Source organism: Pseudomonas sp. PA-6-3C, from assembly GCF_021605825.1.
Classification (GTDB): domain Bacteria; phylum Pseudomonadota; class Gammaproteobacteria; order Pseudomonadales; family Pseudomonadaceae; genus Aquipseudomonas; species Aquipseudomonas edaphica.
The window spans coordinates 169,221-194,899 of record NZ_WKDV01000004.1 but is presented as its reverse complement, the minus strand read 5'-3'; the positions used below and the strand labels follow the sequence as shown (position 1 = coordinate 194,899).

Below are 25,679 nucleotides of genomic sequence, written 5' to 3'. Positions count from 1 at the left end.
CGCGATGAGCATAGGTATCTACACAACCGGTTAACACGAAGTCTGTGGCAGGTGGGCTGTTGTGGCGAGCAGGCTTGTCCTGCGTTGGGCTGCGAAGCGGCCCCAGTACAGGCACGGCAATTTTGCTGAAAGTACTCAGCGTCTGTTTTTGGGGCCGCTTCGCAGCCCAACGCAGGACAAGCCTGCTCGCCACAGGAGAAATAGGCTGCTTTTAAAAGTTGCGTAGATACCTATGCCGCGATGAGGCCGGTAGGTTGAATATTTTTATCAGGGCTGGAACGCGCCAATAAAGATCGCCGGGTCAACCCGCGCATCGTTAAGGCTGATGTTCCAATGCATATGCGGCCCGGTTGCACGGCCAGTGGAACCGACCTTGCCCACCACTGCGCCGCGTGCCAGTTGGTCGCCGACTTTGACGTCGATCTTCGACATATGGCAGAACATGCTGATAAAGCCCTGGCCATGGTCGACGAACACGGTGTTGCCGTTGAAGAAGTAATTGCCGGTGAGGATCACCTTGCCCGCCGCCGGCGTCTTGATCGGCGTGCCCGCGCCCACGGCAAAGTCCAGGCCCGAATGCGGGTTGCGTTCCTCGCCATTAAAGAAACGGCGCACGCCGAATTTGCTCGACAGTGGCCCGTTGACCGGTTTGTCCAGCAGCAGGTTGCTCGGTGTGTTCGGGCTGAAGCTGCGGTAAGCCTTGAGCTGCACGGCCAGTTCGCCCTCGATGCGCTTGAGTTGCGCCGGGGCCGGGTTCACCTGGCTTTTGTTCTTCAAGGTGATGTGCTGTTCGGGGTATTTCTTGAAGCCCACCACAAACGGCAAGTTTTGCCCGCCGCTGGTGATGCGCTCGGTGCCGGGTTTGACCGTCAGTGGAATGCCGACAATCGCCAGCCAGTTGTTCTGCTCCTTGACCACCAGCACCGGCCGGTTCTGGTAGGTGGCTTTAGGCGCGGCCGTTGAAGTGCCCAGGTCAATCACCGCGACGCCACCCGGCACCGGCTTGTTCAGCAACCGCGTGATGTAGCTGTCGGCGTGGGCGTTGAAGGTCAGGCACAAGAGCATCAGCAGGCTAAATAAACGTGGCATCAATCAATCCAGTAACGAAAGGGTGACGGGCGTCAGGTGGTTATCTTCCACCCGCACCTGCAATTGGCCTTCGCCGAGGCGCGCAGTGAGGCGCTGGCCGGTGTGGGTTTGCGCGGCGTTGCGGATCGCCTGGCCGCGCTCGTCCAGCAAGATGCTGTAGCCACGGCCCAGGGTGGCCAGCGGGCTGACCACCTGCAACGTCTGCACCTGGCTTTGCAGTTGCAGGCGGCGTGCCTTAAGGCCTTCGCGCATGGCGCGGGGCAGGCGTTCTGCGAGGCTATCGAGGCGCTGGCGCAGCAACGCCAGTTGACGGCCGGGGTGTTGGCCTGCGAGGCGGGTTTCGAGGCGGATCAGGCGTTCGCGACGGGTATTGAGGCTGCGCTCGAAGGCGCGGCGCAGGCGCATGTCCAGGTCGTCCAAACGCTGGGCTTGCTGGCGAAGACGTTCGCCAGGGTGACGCAGGCGGCGGGCCATGCCTTCCAGGCGCAGGCGATCATGGCTCAGACGGTTGCGCATCAGCATCACCAGGCGGCGGTGCAGGTTTTCGACTTGGCGCACCAGGTGGCTGGCATCTGGCGCGAGCAATTCGGCGGCGGCGGAGGGCGTGGGGGCGCGCACGTCGGCCACAAAGTCGCAGATCGACACGTCGGTTTCATGGCCGACGGCGCTGACGATGGGCGTCACGCAGGCATCCACCGCGCGGGCCACGGCTTCTTCGTTGAAGCACCACAGGTCTTCGAGCGAACCGCCGCCTCGGGCCAGGATCAACGCGTCGAAACCGCGCGCATCCGCCAGTTTCAGCGCGCGCACAATCTGCGGGATGGCTTCGCGGCCCTGTACGGCGGTGGGGATCAGTGTCAGTTCAACGTTCGGCGCACGACGACGGAACACGCTGATGATGTCGCGAATCACCGCGCCCGTCGGCGAGCTGATAATCCCAATGCGCCGAGGGTGCGCCGGCAGCGGCACCTTGCGCTCGGCGCTGAACAGGCCTTCGGCGCTGAGCTTTTCCTTCAACGCGTCAAAGGCCAAACGCAGCGCGCCATCGCCGGCAGGTTCCACGGTGTCGAGGATCAGTTGGTAGTCGCCCCGGCCTTCGAACAGCGAGACCTTGCCGCGCACCTTCACCGCCAGGCCGTCCTTCAACGCCTGGCGCACCCGTGCGGCGTTGTTGCGAAACAGCGCGCAACGCACTTGGGCGCCGCTGTCCTTGAGGGTGAAATACACATGGCCGGAAGCCGGGCGGGCGAGGTTGGAGATCTCGCCTTCGACCCAGATATTGGTGAACACGTCTTCCAGCAACACCCGCGCGCGGCCGTTGAGCTGGCTGACAGTCAGGACTTCGCGGTCCAGGCCCAAGCGGGCAAACGGATCTTTAATCATGAGGAGCGATCTTTAATCATGGGCGGCAGTTTATAGGCATTCGTGCAAGGTTTGGCAGAATTGCTCCACCAGTGCGCTCGGCGCCTGCGCGCAGGCAAGGGCCACGGTACTCAAGCAGTCCGGGTCCGCCAGGGACAAAAAGTGCAGGTTGGCCGGCGCTATGTCCTGCATGGATTTTGGTAACAGGGCAATACCGAATCCGGCCTGGATCAGTTGCAACTGCGTGGTTTTGCGCGACATCACCCGCGCCGCCTTGGGGAAAAATCCTGCACGCATGCACAGCTCGGCCGACAGATAACTCAGGCCGCCGCGTTGGGGATGGGGGATCGAGATAAACGCTTCGTCCTTGAGTTGCTCCAGTTCGATCGGGTTATTACTGCGGGCCAGCGAGTGATTGGGCGGCACAGCCAGCAACAGTTGTTCGCTATATAAAGGCACCACGCGCACGCCTTCGCGCTGGCGCAGCACCGGTAAACGTAAAAGGCCGACTTCCAGGCGCCCGTCGGCAATTTCTTCAAGTTGCGCCTCGGAAGACAGTTTGACGATATCCATCGATACGCCGGGGCAACGCTGCAGCCAGGTGCTGATGCCGTGCAGCAATGGCCCGCTCATCGGCACGGTGCTCGAATGGCTCAGGCGCAGGGTGCCAAGCTGACCCTTGCCAACCTGGGTGGCCATCTCGCTGGCCTTGAGCAGCTCGCTCAGCAGGTTGCGCGCCCTCGGGTAAAAGGCTTCGCCCGCCGCCGTCAGCCGGGGCTGGCGCGCGGTGCGTTCGAACAGTGAAGTTTGCAGCTGGGTTTCCAGCGCCTTGATCTGGCGGCTCAGGGCCGATTGCGCCACGAACAAACGCTCGGCGGCGGCGCTGAAGCTGCCGCTGTCGGCGATCTCTACGAAGTAGCGCAGTTGGCGGGTCGAGATCACTTGTCATGCCTTTTCAAGATAAGTAGAGGGCTTTGAAGATATTAGTCGCAACACTCGGCGATGGCTAAAGTGTTGGTTATCTCTTTCAAGGAATACGACATGAGCCCGGTTGAGCTGATGAGCCAGTGGTCGTTTAGTGGTGTCGATTGGCTGGTCATCGGCCTGGGTGTGGTGCTGGCCTATATCGTCTTCGGTATTGCAGGCTTTGGCACGGCGCTGGTGGCGGGGCCGATCCTGATTGTGTTTATGCCGTTGTCGAAGATCATCCCGCTGCTGGTGCTGCTGGATTTTGTCGCGGCCTTTGGCAATCTGCTGCAATCGCGGCGAGACGTGAACAAGCCCGAGCTGCTGCGGTTGCTGCCATGCATGGCCATCGGTTGTACGCTGGGCGTGATCTTTCTGCTCAACCTGCATTCGGATCTGTTGCTGCTGCTGATGGGGGTGTTTATCAGTGCCTATGCGATCTACAGCTTGTCGGTGAAGGCGCGGCCCACTCAGCTTTCCAAAGGTTGGTCGATTCCAATGGGCACCGTCGGCGGCCTGTTTGGTGCGCTGTTCGGCAGCGGCGGCTTTTTATATGCGATCTACCTCAACAGCCGTTTGCCCAAGGATGCGGCGCGGGCCACGCAAAGTGCGTTGATCAGTTGCAGCACGGTGGTGCGCTTGAGTCTGTTCCTGATTGCCGGGGTGTATGCGGACTTGCCGTTGCTGTTGTTGGCGCTGTGCCTGTTGCCGGCGATGGCCCTGGGGCTGTGGTGTGGGCGCAGGTTGACGATGCGGATGTCCCGCGAAGCCTTTGTGCGCTTGGTGACATGGTTGGTGTTGGCCAGTGGGATTGCATTGATTGGGCGGTATTTGAGCACTTGACCTGTGTGGGGCAGGGATTAAGCTGCCAGGCTTCAAGGCCTCATCGCAGGCAAGCCAGCTCCCACAGGTGAATGCATTCCAAATGTGGGAGCCGGGCTTGCCCGCGATGTCGGCAGTCGCCACACCGCAGGGCTCCCAAGCACCATGAACTCCCAAAGCATCCTTGTCCCCAAAATCTCCACCTTGCCCGTCCACGAACCCCGCGCCCGGGCCATCGTGCGTTGGCTGGTGCGCAAGAACATCATCAAGGAAGAGCTGACCACCTGCGGGCGCACCGGCAACCGCATGGCCTACGCCCTGGCCGACGGCGCCCGCGCCGTGGTGCTGCACCCCGAAGCGCTGCCGTTCAACGAGCCGATCAATGGCCTGGAGATCATCTACAAGCGCTGCATCTACACGCCGGCCAAGGGCTTTCTCGAAGAGGCCGGCTGCCCGGAGTGCCTTAAAGAAGTCGGCGAGGCGCTGTTCGAAAGCCTGGAAGACTGGATGCCCGGCCACACCGATAACTTCACTTGCCCGTTGTGTGGGCATGAAGATGACATCAATGGGTTTCTGTTCCTGCAGGAATGCGGCTTCTCCAACCTGGGTTTCATCTTCAACAACTGGGCGGAAGCGGGATTCAAGCAGAGCTTTATCGACGAATTTGCCGACTGGCTGGACCAGAAGATGAGTTGGGTCAAAGTCGAGCTTTAACCTGATCGTTCCCACGCTCCTGCGTGGGAATGCATCCCGTGACGCTCCGCGTCACCATTGCGCAAGACCCCGGACGCGGAGCGTCCCTGGCGGCATTCCCACGCGGAGCGTGGGAACGATCTAGCGCTGCAGGTTTTATCCATCTATCAGTATTACCAAGTTTGTCAGAGTTTTACATTGAGCCCGACAGGGTGCATGTATATAATGGCGCGCTTCCATTTTCCCGCTCGGGAGCCCCCGCGATGCTGCGTATCAGCCAAGAAGCTCTGACATTCGACGACATTCTCCTAGTGCCCGGTTATTCCGAGGTGCTTCCTAACGAAGTCAGTCTCAAGACCCGCCTAACCCGTGGCATCGAGCTGAATATTCCTCTGGTTTCCGCTGCCATGGACACCGTCACTGAAGCCCGTTTGGCAATTGCCATGGCTCAGGAAGGCGGCATTGGCATCATCCACAAGAACATGACCATCGAGCAGCAAGCTGCCGAAGTGCGCAAGGTCAAGCGTTACGAAGCCGGTGTGGTGAAAGATCCAATCACCATCGAAGCCGACGCCACCGTGCGTGATCTGTTCGACCTGACCCGCCTGCACAACATCTCCGGCGTTCCGGTACTGCACGATGGCGACCTGGTCGGCATCGTCACTTCCCGTGACGTGCGTTTCGAGAACCGTCTTGAAGTCACCGTCCGTGAAGTGATGACGCCTAAAGAGCGCCTCGTTACTGTCAAGGAAGGCGCCGACAAGAACGACGTGCGCGAATTGCTGCACAAGCACCGCATCGAGCGCGTGCTGATCGTCGACGACAAATTCGCCCTCAAAGGCATGATGACCGTCAACGACATCGAAAAAGCCAAGGCTTACCCGCTGGCCAGCAAGGATGACCAAGGTCGTCTGCGCGTCGGCGCTGCGGTCGGCACCGGTAAAGACACCGGTGATCGCGTTTCGGCCCTCGTGGCAGCCGGTGTTGACGTGGTGGTGGTCGACACTGCCCACGGCCACTCCAAAGGCGTGATCGACCGCGTTCGCTGGGTCAAACAGAATTTCCCTGACGTACAGGTTATCGGCGGCAACATCGCCACCGGCGCAGCTGCCAAGGCCCTGGCCGAAGCCGGCGCCGATGCGGTCAAGGTCGGTATCGGCCCTGGCTCCATCTGCACCACGCGTATCGTCGCCGGTGTAGGCGTGCCGCAAATCAGCGCCATCGCCAACGTCGCCGCTGCCCTTGAAGGCACTGGCGTTCCGTTGATCGCCGACGGCGGCATCCGTTTCTCCGGTGACCTGTCCAAGGCCATCGTAGCCGGTGCTTCCTGCGTGATGATGGGCTCGATGTTCGCCGGTACCGAAGAAGCACCAGGTGAAATCGAACTGTTCCAGGGCCGTTCGTACAAGGCTTACCGCGGCATGGGTTCGCTGGGCGCCATGTCCCAGGCGCAGGGCTCTTCCGACCGTTACTTCCAGGACTCCTCGGCAGGCGCCGAGAAGCTCGTACCGGAAGGCATCGAAGGCCGTGTGCCGTACAAAGGCACCCTGAGCGCGATCATCCATCAATTGATGGGCGGCCTGCGTTCCTCGATGGGCTACACCGGCAGCGCCGACATCGAAGAAATGCGCACCAAGCCAGAGTTCGTACGGATCACCGGCGCCGGCATGGCTGAATCCCATGTCCACGACGTGCAGATCACCAAGGAAGCGCCGAACTACCGCGTAGGTTGAGGCTTCCAGCAAAACGTTAAGTAACCGGGGCTGTTCTTTCAGCCCCGAGTTGTTTCTGATTCATTAGACGAGACTGACTTCATGGCCCTCGACATTCACGCCCACCGCATCCTGATCCTCGACTTCGGTTCCCAGTACACCCAACTGATCGCCCGCCGCGTGCGTGAAATCGGCGTGTACTGCGAACTGCACCCGTTCGACATGGACGACGAAGCGATCCGCGAATTCGCACCGAAAGGCGTCATCCTTGCCGGTGGCCCCGAGTCCGTGCACGAAGCCAACAGCCCGCGTTGCCCGCAAGCCGTATTCGACCTGGGCGTGCCCGTCTTCGGTATCTGCTACGGCATGCAGACCATGGCCGAGCAACTGGGCGGCAAGGTTGAAGGTTCCGAACTGCGTGAATTCGGTTATGCCCGTGTCGACGTGGTCGGCAAGAGCCGCCTGCTGGACGGCATCGAAGACCACATCGACGCCGACGGCCTGTTCGGCCTCGACGTGTGGATGAGCCACGGTGACAAGGTCACCAAGATGCCGGAAGACTTCCACATCCTGGCCAGCACCCCGAGCTGCCCGATTGCCGGCATGTTCAACGACGAGCGCGGCTATTACGGCGTGCAGTTCCACCCGGAAGTGACCCACACCAAGCAAGGCGGCCGTATCCTGTCGCGCTTCATCCTCGACATCTGCCAATGCGAAGCCCTGTGGACCCCGTCGAAAATCGCTGAAGACGCCATCGCCAACGTGCGTGCCCAGGTGGGTACCGACAACGTATTGCTCGGCCTGTCCGGCGGCGTTGACTCCTCCGTGGTTGCCGCGCTGCTGCACAAAGCCATCGGCGACCAGCTGACGTGCGTGTTCGTCGACAATGGCCTGCTGCGCCTGCACGAAGGCGAGCAAGTGATGGCCATGTTCGCTGAGAACATGGGCGTCAAGGTGATCCGCGCCAACGCCGAGGACCAGTTCCTCAACAACCTGGCGGGCGAAAGCGACCCAGAGAAGAAGCGCAAGATCATCGGCCGCACCTTCATCGACGTGTTTGATGCCCAGTCCAACAAACTGGACAACATCAAGTACCTCGCCCAGGGCACCATCTACCCTGACGTGATCGAGTCGGCTGGCGCCAAGAGCGGCAAGGCTCACGTGATCAAGTCCCACCACAACGTGGGTGGCCTGCCGGAGGAGATGAACCTCAAGCTGGTAGAACCACTGCGCGAACTGTTCAAAGACGAAGTCCGCCGCCTGGGCCTGGAACTCGGCCTGCCGTACGACATGGTCTACCGCCACCCATTCCCAGGCCCGGGCCTGGGCGTGCGCATCCTGGGTGAAGTGAAAAAGGAATACGCCGACCTGCTGCGTCGCGCCGACCACATCTTCATCGAAGAACTGCGCAAGGCCGACTGGTACCACAAGGTCAGCCAGGCGTTCGTGGTGTTCCAACCGGTGAAATCGGTGGGTGTTGTGGGTGATGGCCGTCGTTACGCGTGGGTTGTTGCGCTGCGTGCCGTAGAGACCATCGACTTCATGACCGCGCGTTGGGCACACCTGCCGTACGAGCTGCTGGAGACTGTCAGCGGCCGTATCATCAATGAAATCGAAGGTATTTCGCGCGTGACGTATGACGTGTCGAGCAAGCCGCCGGCGACGATTGAGTGGGAGTGATCCTGCGCTAGCAGGTAAACGCTGAATAACAAAACCCCGGCCAGGTGCCGGGGTTTTGTGTTTCTGGAATACGCCAGATCAAACAACACTGATCGAAGTGTGGGAGCGGGCTTGCCCGCGATGAGGGCCTATCAGGCAAAACATCGATAACTGACAGGCCGCCATCGCGGGCAAGCCCGCTCCCACATTTGATCTTCTTTCGGCTTTAGCGCCGCGCAATATCCGAAAAATAAAACTTATCCAACGTATGCCGCGACTCGGTGTACTCGAACTGCCTGCCATCCTGCAAAAACGTCTGGTTGCTCACCACAATCACATGGCTTTGCCCATCCAGATCCAGATGCGCCTGGTCGTCCTTGCTGCGCGGCAGAGCTTCGATGGTGCGCTGCGCATAACTGATCTGCAGCTCCAGCGTCTGTTCGATAAACGCATAGATCGACTGCTCGGCGATGTCGCGGTCCAGGCCGGGGATCAGGTCAGCCACAAAGTGGTTGATGTCCAGGATCACGCGTTTGCCGCCGATGCGCCGTACCCGTTTGATGCGGGTAATCAGAGCGCCGGGCGCGGCTTCGATGTGTTGCAGCAGCGAGCCTTCGAGCGGGAACTGGCTGAATTCGACTACTTCGGTGCGTACGTCATCGCCCAGGTCAGCGTGGGTTTCGTGGAAGCTGACGATGCCGCCCAGTTGGAACTCAATGGGGTTGGGCGACAACACAAACGTGCCCTTGCCGTGGATTTTTTGCGCAAAACCACGCTCCTGCAACTGCTCGATGGCGCGGCGCACCGTGCCACGGCTGGCCTGGTAGGCGTCCATCAGTTCGGTTTCAGAGGGAAGGCGCGTACCGCGTTGCAGGCGTTCAGTGGTGATGCTGGCAAGCAGATCCGTATAGATCTGGTTGTATTTGCTCATGGGGATGGCTCTGTGCCGGCTTGATGAAAGTGAACGGCGGGTTCAAGGCAGGAACCTTAGTGGCAGAGGTGGGCTTTGTCCATTGGACCTGCGTGGAATTAGGGAAATGTCTGACTTCAAATTCAGAAATTTAAACTTTATGTAACTCGTACAGACGAGTTATTGATTTAACTCGTACATACGAGTACTTTTGCCCACGGCGTGCTGCCAATGACTGCCCCCAAATAAAAAAACCAAAGTGGAAACCAAGCATGAGCCACGACTATTCCAATATTGCCCGCGAGATTCTCGAGAACCTCGGGGGCAGCGACAACCTTGAGCAAGCCGCCCACTGCGTGACCCGCCTGCGCCTGGCGCTCAAGGACCCGAGCCTGGTCAACAGCAGCGCGTTGAACCAGGTCGATCTGGTCAAGGGCTCGTTCTTCACCGGCGGCCTGTTCCAAGTGGTGATCGGCCCCGGCGAAGTGGAAAAGGTCTATGCCGCCCTGCGTGAGCAGACGGGTCTTGCGGCTTCGACCATCGCTGACGTCAAGCAGAAGGGCGCCGACAAGACCAACGCCATGCAGCGTCTGGTGCGTGTGTTCTCCGACGTGTTCATGCCGATCCTGCCCGCGCTGATCATCGCCGGCCTGCTGATGGGCGTGAACAACCTGATGGGCGCCAAGGGCATGTTCATCGAGGGCCAGACGCTGCTGGAGGCGTATCCGAACCTGGATGGCCTGTGGAGCCTGATCAACCTTATGGCCAACACCTCGTTTGTGTTCCTGCCGGCGCTGGTGGGCTGGTCGGCGGCCAAGCGCTTCGGCGGCAGCGAAATCCTCGGCATCGTGCTCGGCCTGATGCTGGTGCACCCGGACTTGCTCAACGCCTGGAACTACGGCAAGGCGGTGGCCGGGCTCGATGGCCAGAGCTTGCCGTACTTCGATATTTTCGGTTGGTTCAAGATTGAGAAGGTGGGTTATCAGGGCCAGATCCTGCCGATCCTGATGGCGGCCTATGTGATGAGCGTGATTGAAAAGTGGCTGCGGGCACGCGTGCCAAACGCCATCCAACTGCTCGTGGTGCCGATCACCACCATCGTCGTCACCGGCGTGCTGGCGCTGGCCATCATCGGCCCGGTGACCCGTCACCTCGGCATCCTGATTACCGAAGGCGTGGTCACCCTGTTTGACCTGGCGCCGATGGTTGGCGGGGCGATTTTCGGCCTGTTGTACGCGCCGCTGGTGATCACCGGCATGCACCACATGTTCCTCGCCGTGGACCTGCAACTTATCTCCACCCAGGGCGGCACCTTTATCTGGCCGATGATCGTGATGTCCAACCTGGCCCAGGGCAGCGCCGCACTGGGCGTGTTCTACATGACCCGCAACGCGCGGGACAAAAGCATGGCCTCGACCTCGGCGATTTCCGCTTACTTCGGCATTACGGAACCGGCGATGTTCGGCGTGAACCTGCGCTTCAAATTTCCGTTCTATGCCGCGCTGCTGGGCTCGGCGCTGGGCAGCATTTTCCTGTCGATGAACAAGGTGATCGCCTCGGCCATCGGCGTGGGTGGCTTGCCTGGGTTTATTTCGATCATTCCGCAGTTCATCCCCAGTTTTGTGATCGGGATGGTCATCGCCATGGTCGTGCCGTTTGTTCTGACCTGTGCGTTGAGCATGAAGATTGTGCGGCCGGGATATCGCGTCGCTTGATCGATCGCTATCGCAGGCAAGCCAGCTCCCACATTTGAATGTGTTCACACATCAAAGTGGGAGCCGGGCTTGCCCGCGATGAGGCCCTCAAAGCCAGCACACAACTCAATTGAAGGAACCCACCATGCAAGACTGGCAAGACTCGGTGATCTACCAGATCTACCCCAAAAGCTTCCACAGCCACGCGGGTAACGCCACCGGTGACCTGCTGGGCATCGTGGACAAACTCGATTACCTCAAGTGGCTGGGCGTGGATTGCCTGTGGATCACCCCGTTCCTGCGCTCGCCGCAACGCGACAACGGCTACGACATCAGCGACTACTACGCCATCGACCCCAGCTACGGGACCATGGCCGATTGCGACCTGCTGATCAGCGAAGCGGCCAAGCGCGGCATCAAGCTGATGCTCGACATTGTGGTCAACCACACCTCCATCGAGCATGAGTGGTTCCAGCAGGCGCGCAGCAGCCTCAACAACCCGTACCGCGACTTTTACATCTGGCGCGACCAGCCGAACAACTGGCAATCCAAGTTCGGCGGCTCGGCCTGGGAATACGAGGCGCAAACCGGCCAGTACTTCCTGCACCTGTTCGACCATACCCAGGCCGACCTCAATTGGGACAACCCCAACGTGCGCGCCGAGGTGTACCAGTTGATGCGCTTCTGGCGTGACAAAGGCGTGGGTGGCTTCCGCCTGGACGTGATCAACCTGATCTCCAAGCCTGCCGATTTCCCCGAAGACAACACCGATGGCCGCCGCTTCTACACCGACGGCCCGAACGTGCATGAGTACCTGCAGGAAATGCACCGTGAAGTCTTCGAAGGGCACGACCTGATCAACGTCGGCGAGATGTCGTCCACCAGCCTTGAGCACTGCATTCGTTATTCGAATCCGGCGTCCAAAGAGCTGTCGATGACCTTCAACTTTCATCACTTGAAAGTCGATTACCCGAACCTGCAAAAGTGGGTGAAGGCCGACTTCGACTTCCTGCAGCTCAAGCAGATTTTTTCCGACTGGCAACTGGGCATGCAGGCCGGTGGCGGCTGGAACGCGCTGTTCTGGTGTAACCACGACCAGCCGCGAGTGGTCTCGCGTTTTGGTAACGACGGCGAGTACCGCGTGGTCTCGGCCAAGATGCTCGCCACTGCGCTGCACTTCCTCCAAGGCACGCCGTATGTGTACCAGGGCGAAGAGCTGGGCATGACCAACCCGGGTTTCGACAAGATTGAGCAGTACCGCGATGTCGAGACCCTGAACATCTTCCGCCTCAAGCGTGATGCCGGTGAGTCCGAGGCGTCGAGCATGGCGGCGATCATGCAGAAGTCGCGCGACAACAGCCGCACGCCAATGCAATGGAACACCCAGGCCAATGCCGGTTTCAGCAGCGGTGAACCGTGGATCGGCATCCCGGCCAACGCGGCGCAGATCAACGTCGAAAGCCAGCTGGATGACCCCGATTCGGTGCTGCATCACTACCGCGCGCTGATTGCGTTGCGTCGTCACGAGCCGCTGATCCAGGAGGGCGTTTATCGCCAACTACTGCAAGACCACCTCCAGGTCTGGGCGTATCTGCGCGAAGGCGATGGCGAGCGCTTGTTGGTACTCAACAACTTCTACGGCACAGCCTGCGAAATCCAACTGCCGGAAGGCGTCCTCAGTGCGGCGAACGAGCAACGCCTGCTGATCAGCAATTACCCCGACTGCCCGTTGCGTTCGAGCACGGTGGTGTTGCGCCCGTATGAATCGTTTGTGCTGCACCTCAAGGACTGAGACCCGCTGCATCCCCCGTATGGGAGTGCGGGGGCGCTTCACCAAAAAACATAATAAAAATATCGGAGTGCTTCATGAAAACAACAATAAAGCTGGGCCTCATTGCTTCCTGTCTTACCGCACCTTTTGCCGTTCAAGCCCTGGAGTTTGCCGGCTACTTGCGCAGCGGCGCGGGGACTTCAACAGGCAGTGGCAAGCAACAGTGTTTCCAACTGCCGGGAGCGCAATCCAAATACCGCCTGGGCAACGAATGCGAGCAGTACGCCGAACTCGAGTTGCGCCAGGACCTGTTGACCCTCGACGACGGCTCGGTGCTGAGCGTCGATGCCATGGCATCGCTGTACAACAAATACGACCGAGCCCTGAAGTTCCAGGGTGAGGACAACGGCTCGGCGCGCATGCCGCAGATGTACGCGCAGTGGTCCAACCTGCCCAGCCTCAATGGCGGCTCGGTGTGGGCGGGGCGCCGTTACTACAAGCGTAACGACATCCATATCTCTGACTTCTACTACTGGAACCAGAGCGCCACGGGCGGCGGTGTCGAGGACGTTAAAATCGGCGACCTCAAATACAGCTACGCGCTGTCGCGCAAGGACAACCTGTACCAGAAGGAATACGCCACCCGTCACGACTTCAACGTGGCAGGCTTCAAAACCAACCCCGGCGGTGAGCTGGAGTTTGGCTTGAGCTATATAGAAAAAGCCGGCGGGCGTGAAGCCAACAGCGGTTGGGCGATCACCGCGCAGCATGTGCAAAAACCGTTTCTTGGCGGCAAGAACAAATTCGCCTTGCAGTACGGCGAAGGCCCCGGCACTGGCTTGGGATATACCGGCGATACCGCCTTGGACAAGAGCAGCAAAAGCTACCGCGCCGTGGAGTTTTTTGACTGGCAGGTGACGCCGCGTTTCGGTGGGCAGGTCGAGGCGGTGTATCAAAAGGATATTCGCCCCGGCAGCCAGGACCAGACCTGGATGTCCATCGGTGTGCGCCCGGCATATGCCATCAGCGAACAGTTCAAACTGGTCACCGAGCTTGGGCATGATCAAGTCGAGGCTGCCGGTGGTACGCGCAAGCTGAGCAAATTCACCTTCGCCCCGACCTGGTCGCCCAACGGCCCGGATTTCTGGGCACGGCCGGAAGTGCGGTTGTACTACACCTATGCAACCTGGAACGAAGCGGCCAAGCGTGCGGCGAACGAACTGGCGGCGGGCTCGGCGTTGTCCGACACCGGCGCCTACGGCACGGCGCGGCATGGCTCGAATGTGGGTGTGCAAGTCGAATATTGGTGGAAATAGCTCGGTTTTAAGTGAACGCTTTTTAGGTGGGAGCTGGCTTGCCTGCGATAGCAACCCCTCGGTCTTACTGAGACACCGAGTCGCCGGCATCGCAGGCAAGCCAGCTCCCACAGTGGATCGTCGTTCGCCCTATGATTTTTACAGAACAAAACAGCAGGTGAAGTCATGACCACAACTCAACCCCTGGAACTGCTGGCGCCCTTGTCCGGGGTGCTGCTGGCGCTGGACCAGGTGCCTGACCCGGTGTTCGCCAGCCGCATGATCGGCGACGGCCTGTGCATCGATCCCACCTCGCAGACCCTGTGCGCGCCGTTGGCCGGGGTGATCAGCAATATCCAGGACACCGGGCATGCGGTCAGCGTCACCGGCGACAACGGCGTGCAGGTGCTGATGCATATTGGCCTGGACACGGTGCACCTGGCTGGCAAGGGCTTCACCCGTCTGGTCGAGGAAGGCCAGCGGGTCGAGGTCGGGCAGCCGTTGATCGAGTTTGATGCCGACTACGTGGCGCTCAATGCGCGCAGTTTGCTGACCTCGATGCTGGTGGTCAGCGGCGAGCCGTTTGTGTGGCTGGCATCGGGCAGTGGCGCGGTGGAGGTGGGCCAGCCGCTGTTGCACGTCTCACCCGGCCAGGCCGCTGAAACCGTGGGCGAGGAGGAGGGCGATGCACTGTTCTCCAAGCCGCTGACGCTGCCCAATGCCAACGGTTTGCACGCACGCCCGGCCGCCGTACTGGCGCAAACGGCCAAAGGTTTCAACGCCAGCATTTACCTGCACAAGCAAACCCAGAGCGCCAACGCCAAGTCATTGGTGGCGATCATGGCGCTGCAAACCGTGCAGGGCGATACCTTGCAAGTGAGTGCGGCGGGAGAGGATGCCGATGCGGCCATCAAGGCATTGGTAACCCTGCTGGCGCAAGGTTGCGGGGAGGCAGTCGAAGAGTCTGTTGCGCCTGTTGAAACGCAGTCACCCGAGTCATCGGCGACCTTGTTGCGCGGCGTGTGTGCTTCGCCCGGCTCCGCGTTTGGCCAGGTGTTTCAAGTGGCGGAACCCGAGTTGCACATCGAGGAACAGGGCGCGGGTGAATCCGTTGAACACGCTGCGCTGAGCCGCGCCTTACTGGTAGCCACCGAAGCGCTGCAAGTGTTGCAAGACAAAGCGGTTGGCAGCGCCCAGGCGGAAATCTTCCGCGCCCATCAGGAACTGCTTGAAGACCCGACCCTGTTGGAGCAAGCCCATCGCCTGCTCACCGAAGGCAAGAGTGCTGCCTTTGCCTGGAACAGCGCCACGGCCGCAACCGCCAAGCTATTTCTCGGCCTGGGCAGTGCGTTGCTGGCTGAGCGCGCAGCGGATTTGGCCGATGTTGGCCAGCGTGTGCTGAAGTTGATCCTCGGTATTGAGGACAGCGCCTGGGCGTTGCCGGATCGTGCGATCGTGATTGCCGAGCAACTGACCCCCTCGCAAACCGCTGGCCTTGATACGCGCAAAGTGTTGGGGTTCGTCACCGTCGGCGGCGGCGCCACCAGCCATGTGGCGATCCTGGCGCGTGCCCTTGGTTTGCCGTCGTTGTGCGGCGTTCCGGCACAGGCACTGGCGCTGGCCAACGGCAAGCAGGTGCTGCTCGATGCCGACAAAGGCGAGCTGCACCTGGAGCCTGACCTGGCCGCTGTCGAGCAACTGGCCGCTACCCGCAAGCAACACATACTGCGACGTGAGCGTGAGGTGGCGCAGGCCGCCTTGCCCGGTATCACGCGCGATGGTCATCATGTCGAGATCACGGCCAATGTCGCCTCGTTGCAGGAGGTCGAGCAATCCCTGGCCTTGGGCGGTGAAGGCGTTGGCCTGTTGCGTTCGGAGTTTCTCTACCTGGACCGCAATCGCGCGCCCAGCCCCGAGGAGCAAGCCGGCACCTACAGCGCCATCGCCCGAGCTCTGGGCAGCGAACGCAATCTGGTGGTGCGCACTTTGGATGTGGGCGGCGATAAACCTTTGGCCTATGTGCCGATGGAGCGCGAGACCAACCCGTTCCTCGGCCTGCGTGGTATTCGCCTGTGCCTGGAGCGCCCTGAATTGCTGCGCGAGCAGTTCCGCGCGATCCTGGCGAGTGCCGGATTTGCGCGGCTGCATATCATGCTACCGATGGTCAGCCTGCTGTCGGAGCTGCATCTGGCGCGCAAGATCCTTGAAGAGGAAGCGCTGGCGCTGAGCCTGACCGAGCTGCCAAAGCTGGGCATCATGATCGAGGTGCCGTCTGCGGCCTTGATGGCAGATGTCTTCGCGCCGCATGTGGATTTCTTCTCCATCGGCACCAATGACCTCACCCAATACACCCTGGCCATGGACCGCGACCACCCGCGCCTGGCCAGCCAGGCCGACAGCTTCCATCCGTCGGTATTGCGCCTGATTGCCACCACGGTCAAGGCCGCCCACGCCCATGGCAAGTGGGTCGGCGTGTGCGGCGCGTTGGCGTCTGAAGCACTGGCGGTGCCGGTGTTGATCGGGCTGGGGGTGGATGAGCTGTCGGTCAGCGTACCGCTGATCCCGACCATCAAGGCCACCGTGCGCGAGCTGGACATGGCCGACTGCCAGATCATCGCCCGCCAGGTGCTTGGCCTGGAAGAAGCCGCCCAAGTACGCGAGGCCCTGCGCCTGTACCACGCGGCCACTGTTGAAACCTCACCTGTCGTGGAGCACTGAGCATGTTCGAGAAATTACAGCGCGCATTCTGGAAGGCCCTCACCCCGGACTTGATTGCCGAAACCGTGGTGGCGCCTGCGCAGGGTCTGTTGTCGGCCGAGGTACTGAGCGCATTGGGCGGTGTGGATAACCTCAAGTCGCAACAGCGCGTGGCACTGACGCGGGTGCGGGTGCAGTTGCAGGATGCAGGGCGGCTGGATGCGCAGGCGCTGAAGGCGGCGGGTGTTGCGGGTGTGATGGTGTTAACGGGCGGGGTCGTGCATCTGCTCACTGGCCTATAAAACGACGAGGATCAACTGTGGAAGCCGGGCTTGCCCGCGATAGCGGTGTGTCAGGAAACGAATATGTTGACTGGCTAGCCGCCATCGCGGGCAAGTCGAATCGTCGCACCGCCGCTCCCACAGGGTTATGGGTCGTTTGGGCGATCGGGTTTACAGCTGCGGGTTATCTTCCGGCGGCTTGGTCTTGTCGATACCCGGCACGTGCAAGTTGCCTTCCACCACTTGGTTGCCTTCCAACTGCGGCTGGGTCACCCAGGTGAGAATGTCGTAATACCGCCGGATGTTCGCGACAAAATGCACCGGCTCGCCACCGCGGGCATAACCGTAGCGGGTCTTGCTGTACCACTGCTTCTGCGACAGGCGCGGCAGCATCTTCTTCACGTCCAGCCACTTGTTCGGGTTCAGGCCGTCTTTCTTGGCCAGCGTGCGCGCATCTTCCAGGTGGCCGGTGCCGACGTTATAGGCGGCGAGGGCGAACCAGGTGCGGTCCGGCTCGGCAATGCTGTCGTCCAACTCATCCTTGATCTTGGCCAGGTACTTGGCACCGCCCATGATGCTTTGCTTGGCGTCCAGGCGGTTGGACACGCCCATGGCCTGGGCGGTGTTCTGGGTCAGCATCATCAGGCCGCGCACGCCGGTCTTGGAGGTGACGGCCGGTTGCCACAGCGATTCCTGATAGCCGATGGCCGCCAGTAGGCGCCAGTCGACCTTTTCTTCCTTGGCGTAGGCGCGAAAGTGTTTCTCGTACTTGGGCAGGCGTTGCTGCAAATGCTGGGCGAAGGTGTAGGCGCCGACATAGCCGAGTACATCGACATGCCCGTAGTAACGGTCTTTCAGTCGCTGCAGGGTGCCGTTTTTCTCAACCTTGTCCAGGTAGCTGTTGATCTCGTTGAGCAGGCTATTGTCTTCCCCCGGTGCCACGGCCCAGCTCTGGTTGCTGGCATTGCCGAGGTCGAAGGCCACGCGCACGTTGGGGAAGTACACCTGGTTCATCGCCACTTCGTTGGAGTCCACCAGGGTCAGGTCGATCTGGCCCTCGTCCACCATGCGCAGCAGGTCGACCACCTCCACGGCGTCGGACTCTTCGTATTCAATCGCTGGGTTCTGCTTTTTAAGTGCCGCCAATTGCTCGGCGTGGGTGCTGCCTTTGAGCACCATGATCTTCTTGCCCACCAGGTCTGCCGGGCCGGTGGGGCGCGACTGGCCATTGCGGTAGATGATCTGCGGCGTGACTTCCAGGTACGGATGGGAGAAACGCACCTGTTGCGCGCGCTGCTCGCTGCTGACCAGGCCGGCGGCCGCAAGAACCGGACCGTTGGGTTTGCCCAGCTGGCCGAACAGGTCATCGAGATTATCGGCGGTCTCGATTTCCAGCTTCACGCCCAGGTCATCGGCAAAGCGCTTGACCAGTTCGTACTCGAAACCGGTTTCACCGTTGCGGTCCTGGAAATACGTCGCCGGGCTGTTCCGGGTAATCACCCGCAATACGCCATCCTCCTTGATTCGCTCGAGCGTGCTGGGCTTATCAACACAGGCGCTGAGCATCAGGAAGAGTCCGGTTGCGATCAGCCATTTGGCGCATCGCGGGCGTAAAGCAGTAGGGGAGAACATCTGCGCAGTATACGCAAACGGCCCTCGGCGCCATATCTCGACAGCAGCGGACTTGTCTGCTAGCACCCGCAAAACCGGGCTGCAGCCCGCAGAAACGTGGGTTGGCGAGGGTTTGTGACGGTTAAAATAACTGCGCGCCAACCCCAGGATTTCGCCCCGAAAGCATGCAATCGCTGCCAACTGACGTTCGGCAGCGGCCAGCCGTGCCGTTTCGAGTGCCGTTGGCGCAGGTTTACGCTAGAATGCACGGCCTCAAAGCACACCCCCTTCCCGAGGCTGTCCCGAAGATGTTGATCCTGCGCGGCGCTCCTGCCCTTTCTGCCTTTCGCCACAGCAAACTCCTTGAGCAACTGAGCCAAAAGGTTCCAGCTGTTACAGGCTTGTATGCTGAATTTGCTCACTTCGCCGACGTAACCGGCGTCTTGACCGCCGACGAACAGCAAGTGCTCGCACGCCTTCTGAAGTACGGCCCCAGCGTTCCCGTTCAAGAGCCGACCGGCCGCTTGTTCCTGGTTCTGCCGCGGTTCGGCACCATCTCGCCCTGGTCGAGCAAGGCCAGTGATATCGCGCGTAATTGCGGCCTGGAAAAAATCCAGCGCCTGGAACGCGGTATCGCTTTCTACGTCGCCGGCCAGTTCAGCGATGCCGAAGCCGAGCGGATTGCCAGCAGCCTGCACGACCGCATGACCCAGATCATCGTCAGCCAGCTGGAACAGGCTGCCGGCCTGTTCAGCCACGCCGAGCCCAAGCCGCTCACTGCGATTGACGTGCTCGGCGGTGGCCGCGCCGCCCTCGAGAAGGCCAACACCGAACTGGGCCTGGCGCTCGCCGAAGATGAGATCGACTATCTGGTCGACGCCTTCAATGGCTTGAAGCGCAACCCGCACGACATCGAACTGATGATGTTCGCCCAGGCCAACTCCGAGCACTGCCGTCACAAGATCTTCAACGCCAGTTGGGATATCGACGGCGAAAGCCAGGAAAAAAGCCTGTTCGGCATGATCAAGAACACCTACGTGATGCACAGCGAAGGCGTTCTGTCGGCTTATAAGGACAACGCCTCGGTGATCGTCGGCTCCGTCGCCGGCCGTTTCTTCCCGGACCCTGAAACCCGCCAGTACGGCGCGGTGCAGGAGCCGGTGCACATCCTGATGAAGGTTGAAACCCACAACCACCCGACCGCGATTGCCCCGTTCCCGGGCGCAGCGACAGGTTCGGGCGGCGAAATCCGTGACGAAGGCGCCACCGGCCGTGGCGCCAAGCCCAAGGCTGGCCTTACCGGTTTCACCGTGTCCAACCTGCAGATCCCGGGCTTCGAACAGCCGTGGGAAGTGCCGTACGGCAAGCCTGAGCGCATCGTCACCGCACTCGACATCATGATCGAAGGCCCGCTGGGCGGCGCCGCGTTCAACAACGAGTTCGGGCGCCCGGCGCTGACCGGTTACTTCCGTACCTTCGAACAGTCCATCACCACCCCGCGTGGCGATGAAGTGCGCGGTTACCACAAGCCGATCATGTTGGCCGGCGGCATGGGCAACATCCGTGAAGAACACGTCAAGAAGGGCGAGATCCTGGTCGGCTCCAAGCTGATCGTGCTCGGCGGCCCGGCGATGCTGATCGGCCTGGGCGGCGGTGCAGCCTCCTCCATGGCCACCGGCACCAGCTCGGCAGACCTGGACTTTGCTTCCGTACAGCGCGAAAACCCGGAAATGGAACGCCGCTGCCAGGAAGTCATCGACCGTTGCTGGCAGTTGGGTGACAAGAACCCGATCAGCTTCATCCACGACGTCGGCGCCGGTGGTTTGTCCAACGCCTTCCCGGAACTGGTCAACGATGGCGACCGTGGTGGCCGTTTCGAACTGCGCAACATTCCAAACGACGAGCCGGGCATGGCCCCGCACGAAATCTGGAGTAACGAATCCCAGGAACGCTACGTACTGGCCGTTGGCCCTGAAGACTTCGCGCGCTTCCAGGCCATCTGCGAACGTGAGCGTTGCCCGTTTGCCGTGGTCGGCGAAGCCACTGCCGAACCACAGCTGACGGTCACCGACAGCCACTTCGGCAACAGCCCGGTCGACATGCCGCTGGAAGTACTGCTGGGCAAAGCCCCGCGCATGCACCGTTCGGCCGTGCGTGAAGCCGAGCTGGGCGATGACTTCGACCCAAGCACGCTGGAACTGGCCGACAGCATCGAGCGCGTGCTGCACCACCCGGCCGTGGCGAGCAAAAGCTTCCTGATCACCATTGGCGACCGCACCATCACCGGCCTGGTGGCCCGTGACCAAATGGTTGGCCCATGGCAAGTGCCGGTGGCCGACGTTGCCGTCACCGCCACCAGCTTTGACGTGTACACCGGTGAAGCCATGGCCATGGGCGAGCGCACGCCGCTGGCCCTGCTGGACGCCCCGGCGTCGGGCCGTATGGCGATTGGTGAAACCCTCACCAACATCGCCGCTTCGCGCATTGGCAAGCTGTCCGACATCAAACTGTCGGCCAACTGGATGTCCGCTGCCGGTCACCCGGGTGAAGATGCGCGCCTGTACGACACCGTCAAGGCTGTCGGCATGGAGCTGTGCCCGGAACTGGGTATCACCATTCCGGTGGGCAAGGACTCCATGTCCATGGCCACCCGTTGGAACGAAGACGGCACCGACAAGAGCGTGACCTCGCCGCTGTCGCTGATCGTGACCGGTTTTGCACCGGTCACCGACATCCGCCAGACCCTGACCCCGCAACTGCGCATGGACAAGGGCACCACCGATCTGATCCTGATCGACCTGGGCCGTGGCCAGAACCGCATGGGCGCCTCGATCCTCGCGCAAACCCACGGCAAGCTCGGCAAGCACGCGCCGGACGTGGATGACGCCGAAGACCTCAAAGCCTTCTTCGCCGTGATCCAGGGCCTGAACGCCGACGGCCACCTGCTGGCTTACCACGACCGTTCCGACGGCGGTTTGCTGACCAGCGTTGTCGAAATGGCATTTGCCGGTCACTGCGGCCTGAACATTGTGCTCGACAGCGTTGCCGAGGATGCTGCCGAAATCAACGGCATCCTGTTCAATGAAGAGTTGGGCGCCGTGATCCAGGTTCGCCAGGACGCCACTCCGGACGTACTCGCACAATTCAGCGCCGCTGGCCTGGACGACTGTGTGGCGGTGATCGGTCAGCCGATCAATAACGGTGAAATCAATATCTCCTTCAATGGCGATACCGTGTTTGCCGGCCAGCGCCGCTTGCTGCAACGCCAGTGGGCCGAGACCAGCTACCAGATCCAACGCCTGCGTGATAACGCCGACTGCGCCGAGCAGGAATTCGACGTGATCCTGGAAGAAGACAACCCGGGCCTGAGCACCAAGCTCAGCTTCGACGTCAACCAGGACATCGCCGCGCCTTACATCAAGAAAGGCATTCGCCCACAAGTTGCCGTACTGCGAGAGCAGGGCGTCAACGGCCAGGTGGAAATGGCGGCCGCGTTCGACCGCGCCGGCTTTAATGCGATCGACGTGCACATGAGCGACATCCTCGCCGGTCGCGTTGACCTCAACGAGTTCAAAGGCCTGGTCGCTTGCGGTGGTTTCTCCTACGGTGACGTGTTGGGTGCCGGTGAAGGCTGGGCCAAATCGGCCCTGTTCAACAGCCGTGCGCGCGATGCGTTCCAGGGCTTCTTCGAGCGTAACGACAGCTTCACCCTGGGTGTGTGCAACGGTTGCCAGATGATGTCCAACCTGCACGAGTTGATCCCGGGCAGCGAGTTCTGGCCGCACTTTGTGCGTAACCGTTCCGAGCAGTTCGAAGCCCGTGTCGCCATGGTGCAGGTGCAGGAATCCAACTCGATCTTCCTGCAAGGCATGGCCGGTTCGCGCATGCCAATCGCCATCGCCCACGGTGAAGGCCACGCTGAATTCTCCAGCGAAGAAGCCCTGCTCGAAGCCGACCTGTCCGGTTGTGTGGCGATGCGTTTCGTCGACAACCACGGCAAGGTCACAGAGAGCTACCCGGCCAACCCGAACGGCTCGCCGCGCGGGATCACCGGCCTTACCAGCCGCGACGGTCGCGTGACCATCATGATGCCGCACCCGGAGCGTGTATTCCGCGCCGTGCAAAACTCGTGGCGCCCTGAAGAGTGGAACGAAGACGGCGCGTGGATGCGCATGTTCCGCAACGCTCGCGTGTGGGTGAACTAAGGCGGTGTACAAGCTTGCCTTCTTTGTGCCCGCCAGCCATGTGGAGACGGTGAAAACCGCCGTCTTCGCCGCCGGCGGCGGGCGCATCGGCGACTACGACAGCTGTGCCTGGCAAGTGCTGGGCCAGGGCCAATTCCGCGCGATGGACGGCAGCCAGCCGTTTATCGGGCAAGTGGGCCAGGTTGAAGTGGTTGAGGAGTGGAAGGTTGAGCTGGTGGTGGCGGATGAGTTGATCGTGGCGGTTGTAGCCGCGTTGAAACTCAGCCATCCCTATGAGACACCGGCGTATGAGGTGTGGCAGTTGGCGGATTTTTGATTCGCAGATTGCAGAAACAAGAAACCCGCTGGGCCAGTTTGGTCAGCGGGTTTTTTGTTGGTTGTAAGGGCCAATCGCAGGCAAGCCAGCTCCCACAGTTTGATCTGTGAATACGTTCAAAATGTGGGAGCTGGCTTGCCTGCGATGGCGCCGGGACAGGCGCCCCAGATCTTTCCCACAGGCTTTTCAGGTTGTCCCTAGGAACTCGCCTTATTAACCTTTGCCAGTCGCTGCCAATTCAGCGATCGGGACTGCAAGCCCGCCGAAACCTCACCAGTTACTCCTAAGCGCCTTTATAATTGCGGCGCTTTTTCATGGTCGTCATTTATGGCGGCTGTGTGCGGGAGACCTTCGGGTCTACCGAGGTGCTGGTGGGACTCGGTCTTGCAGGCCCGCGCACAGCTGCCACCCATCATCTGCAAGTGATGCTGGTAGTTCCTAAATTCTCACTAGGAAACACACCATGATCAAAGACAGTCCAAATCCCCCATCTGATTCTCAGCCCACCGATCAAATCTTCACCGTACTTCCTAACCTGAACAGCGAAACCCTGCTCGCCAATGCCTCCCAAGACCTGGCATCAGTACAAGCACTTGCAGGCAATCTGGCTTTTGATATCGACGGCCCACAGCGTGATGCAGTGCTGGGGATTCATCGGATGCTGGAAGGTATTCAGTTGATGGTGGACCGGGTGTTGGATCTATTTGAGGTGCCTGATCAGAAGTAATCAGGCGCCTGTAAGGGCCAATCGCAGGCAAGCCAGCTCCCACATTGATCGTTCCCACGCTCCGCGTGGGAATGCATCCTGTGACGCTCCGCGTCACCCTTGTGCAGGGCGACGGCTTGGACGCGGAGCGTCCGGGGCGGCATTCCCACGCAGAGCGTGGGAACGATCGGTCAGGCGTTGATTGGGCGGGTAACCAGCCGCTCCAGCGCTTCGCCCAATCCAGTGGCCTTGTCACCAATCAACAAATGCCAAACCCCGCTGTCCAGCTGGCTCACACCCTGGCAACCCAGCGCAGTCAGGTCCGCTTCAGACAGCACCGAATCATCCCCCAGTTCCACCCGCAATCGGGTCATCGCCACCGCTTCCAGCTGGCGCACATTCGTGCGGCCGCCTAAAGCATTCAGCCACTTCTCGGCCTCTTGCACATTCACCGCGACCGGTTTATCCACAGGCTGGGCGGCCACCGGCGCACTGGCAACAAACGACGGCATCGCCAGGCGGATCTCATCCGCAATGCTGTCGGCCATCGGCCCTACGACCACCTGCAAGCTCCCGCCGTTACCCGGCCGAACCACGGCCATCGCGCCCAGTGCTTTCAACTGCGCATCCACCGCCTTGTTACGATCCACCATGTCCAGGCGCAGACGAGTCGTGCACGCGCCGACACTCAGCAAATTCTCTGCACCGCCGAGTGCACGGATGTAGGCACTGGCCCGCTGGTTATCGGTCATCACCTCAGCCTGCACCACCTGGATGTCTTCGCGCCCCGGTGTCTTCAGGTTGAACCGACGAATGCAATAGTTGAACACGCTGTAGTAGATCACCGCGTAAGCCAACCCGACCGGGAATACCAGCCAGCCGTTGGTGGATTTGCCCCAACCGAGCACCATGTCGATAAAGCCACCGGAGAAGGTAAAGCCCAGGTGGATATTCAGCATATTGGTCACGGCCATCGACAGGCCGGTGAGCACCGCGTGGATCAGGTACAAAAATGGTGCGAGGAACATAAACGCGAATTCGATCGGCTCAGTCACGCCGGTCAAAAACGAGGTCAGCGCCATCGACAGGAAAATCCCGCCCATGACCTTGCGGCGTTCCGGCAGTGCATTGCGGTACATCGCCAAACACGCGGCGGGCAGGCCGAACAGCATGACCGGGAACATGCCGGTCATGAACTGGCCGCCTTTCGGGTCGCCGGCAAAATAACGGGTCAGGTCGCCGGTGACGATGGCGCCGGTGGTTGGGTCGGTAAAGCTGCCGAACACAAACCACGCCATGTTGTTGAGGATATGGTGCAGGCCGGTGACGATCAGCAGGCGGTTGAACACGCCAAACACGAATGCGCCAAAGCTGCCGCTTTCCATCAGCAGCACGCCGAAACTGTTGATGCCGTGCTGGATCGGCGGCCAGATCAGGCCGAAGATCACGCCCAGAGCGACCGCCGAAAACCCGGTGACAATCGGCACAAACCGTCGCCCACCAAAGAAGGCCAGGTACTCCGGCAGCTTGATGTCCTTGAAGCGGTTATACAGCCCACCGGCCATCAAGCCGCTGGCGATACCGGCGAGCATGCCCATGTTGATGGTGGTGTCCATCACCTTGAGCGTGGAAATCATCACCAGGTAACCAATCGCCCCGGCCAAACCTGCCGTGCCGTTATTGTCGCGGGCAAAACCGACGGCAATACCGATGGCGAAGATCAGCGCCAGGTTGGCGAAGATTGCTTGCCCGGCATCGTGCATCACCGCGATGTTCAAAAGGTCGGTGTCGCCCAGACGCAGCAAGAGGCCGGCGATCGGCAGAATCGCGATCGGCAGCATCAGTGCGCGGCCGAGGCGTTGCAGGCCTTCGATGAAATGTTGGTACATG

18 protein-coding genes are annotated in these 25,679 nt (G+C 60.8%); 12 read left to right on the top strand and 6 right to left on the bottom strand.

What is annotated here, in order from left to right:
* Positions 1-267: 267 nt before the first annotated feature.
* From GIW48_RS05155 to GIW48_RS05145, 3 genes are read right to left on the bottom strand one after another with little or no spacing between them, the layout of a single operon-like run.
* Positions 268-1,089 (bottom strand): peptidoglycan DD-metalloendopeptidase family protein, encoded by an 822-nt coding sequence (locus GIW48_RS05155; protein WP_170040763.1) that lies wholly within the window; start codon positions 1,087-1,089, stop codon positions 268-270.
* A gap of 3 nt (positions 1,090-1,092) precedes the next feature.
* On the bottom strand, positions 1,093-2,472 hold the full coding sequence (xseA, locus tag GIW48_RS05150) for an exodeoxyribonuclease VII large subunit (RefSeq protein ID WP_058422672.1): 1,380 nt from the start codon (positions 2,470-2,472) through the stop codon (positions 1,093-1,095).
* A gap of 30 nt (positions 2,473-2,502) precedes the next feature.
* Positions 2,503-3,393, bottom strand: a complete 891-nt coding sequence (locus GIW48_RS05145; RefSeq protein ID WP_236460752.1) for a LysR family transcriptional regulator — start codon at positions 3,391-3,393, stop codon at positions 2,503-2,505.
* A 99-nt stretch (positions 3,394-3,492) separates the two neighbouring features.
* Between GIW48_RS05145 and GIW48_RS05140 the strand changes: the two genes are divergently transcribed.
* The 4 genes from GIW48_RS05140 to guaA all read left to right on the top strand — a co-directional run bounded on the left by GIW48_RS05140 (position 3,493) and on the right by guaA (position 8,324).
* The gene (locus tag GIW48_RS05140) at positions 3,493-4,260 is read left to right on the top strand and encodes a sulfite exporter TauE/SafE family protein (protein WP_017134676.1); all 768 of its coding nucleotides are present in this window, start codon (positions 3,493-3,495) and stop codon (positions 4,258-4,260) included.
* Positions 4,261-4,404: 144 nt separating this feature from the next.
* Entirely contained in the window at positions 4,405-4,953 is a 549-nt protein-coding gene (locus GIW48_RS05135) for a hypothetical protein (RefSeq protein WP_015885727.1), read from the top strand.
* A gap of 242 nt (positions 4,954-5,195) precedes the next feature.
* Positions 5,196-6,665: an IMP dehydrogenase gene (gene guaB / locus GIW48_RS05130; protein ID WP_016977684.1), complete on the top strand. Its 1,470-nt coding sequence runs from the start codon at positions 5,196-5,198 to the stop codon at positions 6,663-6,665.
* 81 nt (positions 6,666-6,746) lie between these two features.
* Positions 6,747-8,324 (top strand): glutamine-hydrolyzing GMP synthase, encoded by a 1,578-nt coding sequence (gene guaA, locus GIW48_RS05125; RefSeq protein ID WP_017134673.1) that lies wholly within the window; start codon positions 6,747-6,749, stop codon positions 8,322-8,324.
* 205 nt (positions 8,325-8,529) lie between these two features.
* On the opposite strand, the gene treR is transcribed toward guaA, so the two are convergent.
* Entirely contained in the window at positions 8,530-9,234 is a 705-nt protein-coding gene (treR, locus tag GIW48_RS05120) for a trehalose operon repressor (RefSeq protein WP_017139697.1), read from the bottom strand.
* 251 nt (positions 9,235-9,485) lie between these two features.
* Here treR and treP point away from each other — a divergent pair, with 251 nt between their 5' ends.
* The 5 genes from treP to GIW48_RS05095 all read left to right on the top strand — a co-directional run bounded on the left by treP (position 9,486) and on the right by GIW48_RS05095 (position 16,972).
* The gene (gene treP / locus GIW48_RS05115) at positions 9,486-10,928 is read left to right on the top strand and encodes a PTS system trehalose-specific EIIBC component (protein ID WP_236460753.1); all 1,443 of its coding nucleotides are present in this window, start codon (positions 9,486-9,488) and stop codon (positions 10,926-10,928) included.
* A gap of 124 nt (positions 10,929-11,052) precedes the next feature.
* Positions 11,053-12,699 (top strand): alpha,alpha-phosphotrehalase, encoded by a 1,647-nt coding sequence (treC, locus tag GIW48_RS05110; RefSeq protein ID WP_176992085.1) that lies wholly within the window; start codon positions 11,053-11,055, stop codon positions 12,697-12,699.
* Between the two features lie 74 nt (positions 12,700-12,773).
* Positions 12,774-13,994 (top strand): maltoporin, encoded by a 1,221-nt coding sequence (locus GIW48_RS05105; protein WP_169985223.1) that lies wholly within the window; start codon positions 12,774-12,776, stop codon positions 13,992-13,994.
* A 165-nt stretch (positions 13,995-14,159) separates the two neighbouring features.
* Positions 14,160-16,691, top strand: a complete 2,532-nt coding sequence (ptsP, locus tag GIW48_RS05100; RefSeq protein ID WP_236460754.1) for a phosphoenolpyruvate--protein phosphotransferase — start codon at positions 14,160-14,162, stop codon at positions 16,689-16,691.
* A gap of 2 nt (positions 16,692-16,693) precedes the next feature.
* A complete protein-coding gene (locus GIW48_RS05095) occupies positions 16,694-16,972 on the top strand; it encodes a PTS transporter subunit EIIB (protein ID WP_170040767.1) in 279 nt (92 codons plus the stop codon).
* A 150-nt stretch (positions 16,973-17,122) separates the two neighbouring features.
* Here the strand turns inward: GIW48_RS05095 and mltF are convergent, their stop codons facing one another.
* The gene (mltF, locus tag GIW48_RS05090; RefSeq protein WP_017139703.1) at positions 17,123-18,583 is read right to left on the bottom strand and encodes a membrane-bound lytic murein transglycosylase MltF; all 1,461 of its coding nucleotides are present in this window, start codon (positions 18,581-18,583) and stop codon (positions 17,123-17,125) included.
* A 287-nt stretch (positions 18,584-18,870) separates the two neighbouring features.
* On the opposite strand from mltF, the gene purL reads away from it, so the two are divergent.
* The 3 genes from purL to GIW48_RS05075 all read left to right on the top strand — a co-directional run bounded on the left by purL (position 18,871) and on the right by GIW48_RS05075 (position 23,810).
* On the top strand, positions 18,871-22,767 hold the full coding sequence (gene purL, locus GIW48_RS05085; RefSeq protein ID WP_236460768.1) for a phosphoribosylformylglycinamidine synthase: 3,897 nt from the start codon (positions 18,871-18,873) through the stop codon (positions 22,765-22,767).
* 4 nt (positions 22,768-22,771) lie between these two features.
* The gene (locus tag GIW48_RS05080) at positions 22,772-23,083 is read left to right on the top strand and encodes an NGG1p interacting factor NIF3 (protein ID WP_170040769.1); all 312 of its coding nucleotides are present in this window, start codon (positions 22,772-22,774) and stop codon (positions 23,081-23,083) included.
* A gap of 463 nt (positions 23,084-23,546) precedes the next feature.
* The gene (locus tag GIW48_RS05075; RefSeq protein ID WP_170040770.1) at positions 23,547-23,810 is read left to right on the top strand and encodes a DUF6124 family protein; all 264 of its coding nucleotides are present in this window, start codon (positions 23,547-23,549) and stop codon (positions 23,808-23,810) included.
* 170 nt (positions 23,811-23,980) lie between these two features.
* Here GIW48_RS05075 and nagE read toward each other — a convergent pair whose 3' ends face one another.
* Positions 23,981-25,678 (bottom strand): N-acetylglucosamine-specific PTS transporter subunit IIBC, encoded by a 1,698-nt coding sequence (gene nagE / locus GIW48_RS05070; RefSeq protein WP_138449454.1) that lies wholly within the window; start codon positions 25,676-25,678, stop codon positions 23,981-23,983.
* Between the last annotated feature and the right edge of the window lies 1 nt (position 25,679).

Coding starts and splice junctions, on each gene's coding strand:
- GIW48_RS05155 (WP_170040763.1), bottom strand. CDS start 1,089: ATGCCACGTTTATTTAGCCTGCTGATGCTCTTGTGCCTGACCTTCAAC.
- xseA (WP_058422672.1), bottom strand. CDS start 2,472: ATGATTAAAGATCCGTTTGCCCGCTTGGGCCTGGACCGCGAAGTCCTG.
- GIW48_RS05140 (WP_017134676.1), top strand. CDS start 3,493: ATGAGCCCGGTTGAGCTGATGAGCCAGTGGTCGTTTAGTGGTGTCGAT.
- GIW48_RS05135 (WP_015885727.1), top strand. CDS start 4,405: ATGAACTCCCAAAGCATCCTTGTCCCCAAAATCTCCACCTTGCCCGTC.
- guaB (WP_016977684.1), top strand. CDS start 5,196: ATGCTGCGTATCAGCCAAGAAGCTCTGACATTCGACGACATTCTCCTA.
- guaA (WP_017134673.1), top strand. CDS start 6,747: ATGGCCCTCGACATTCACGCCCACCGCATCCTGATCCTCGACTTCGGT.
- treR (WP_017139697.1), bottom strand. CDS start 9,234: ATGAGCAAATACAACCAGATCTATACGGATCTGCTTGCCAGCATCACC.
- treP (WP_236460753.1), top strand. CDS start 9,486: ATGAGCCACGACTATTCCAATATTGCCCGCGAGATTCTCGAGAACCTC.
- treC (WP_176992085.1), top strand. CDS start 11,053: ATGCAAGACTGGCAAGACTCGGTGATCTACCAGATCTACCCCAAAAGC.
- GIW48_RS05105 (WP_169985223.1), top strand. CDS start 12,774: ATGAAAACAACAATAAAGCTGGGCCTCATTGCTTCCTGTCTTACCGCA.
- ptsP (WP_236460754.1), top strand. CDS start 14,160: ATGACCACAACTCAACCCCTGGAACTGCTGGCGCCCTTGTCCGGGGTG.
- GIW48_RS05095 (WP_170040767.1), top strand. CDS start 16,694: ATGTTCGAGAAATTACAGCGCGCATTCTGGAAGGCCCTCACCCCGGAC.
- mltF (WP_017139703.1), bottom strand. CDS start 18,583: ATGTTCTCCCCTACTGCTTTACGCCCGCGATGCGCCAAATGGCTGATC.
- purL (WP_236460768.1), top strand. CDS start 18,871: ATGTTGATCCTGCGCGGCGCTCCTGCCCTTTCTGCCTTTCGCCACAGC.
- GIW48_RS05075 (WP_170040770.1), top strand. CDS start 23,547: ATGATCAAAGACAGTCCAAATCCCCCATCTGATTCTCAGCCCACCGAT.
- nagE (WP_138449454.1), bottom strand. CDS start 25,678: ATGTACCAACATTTCATCGAAGGCCTGCAACGCCTCGGCCGCGCACTG.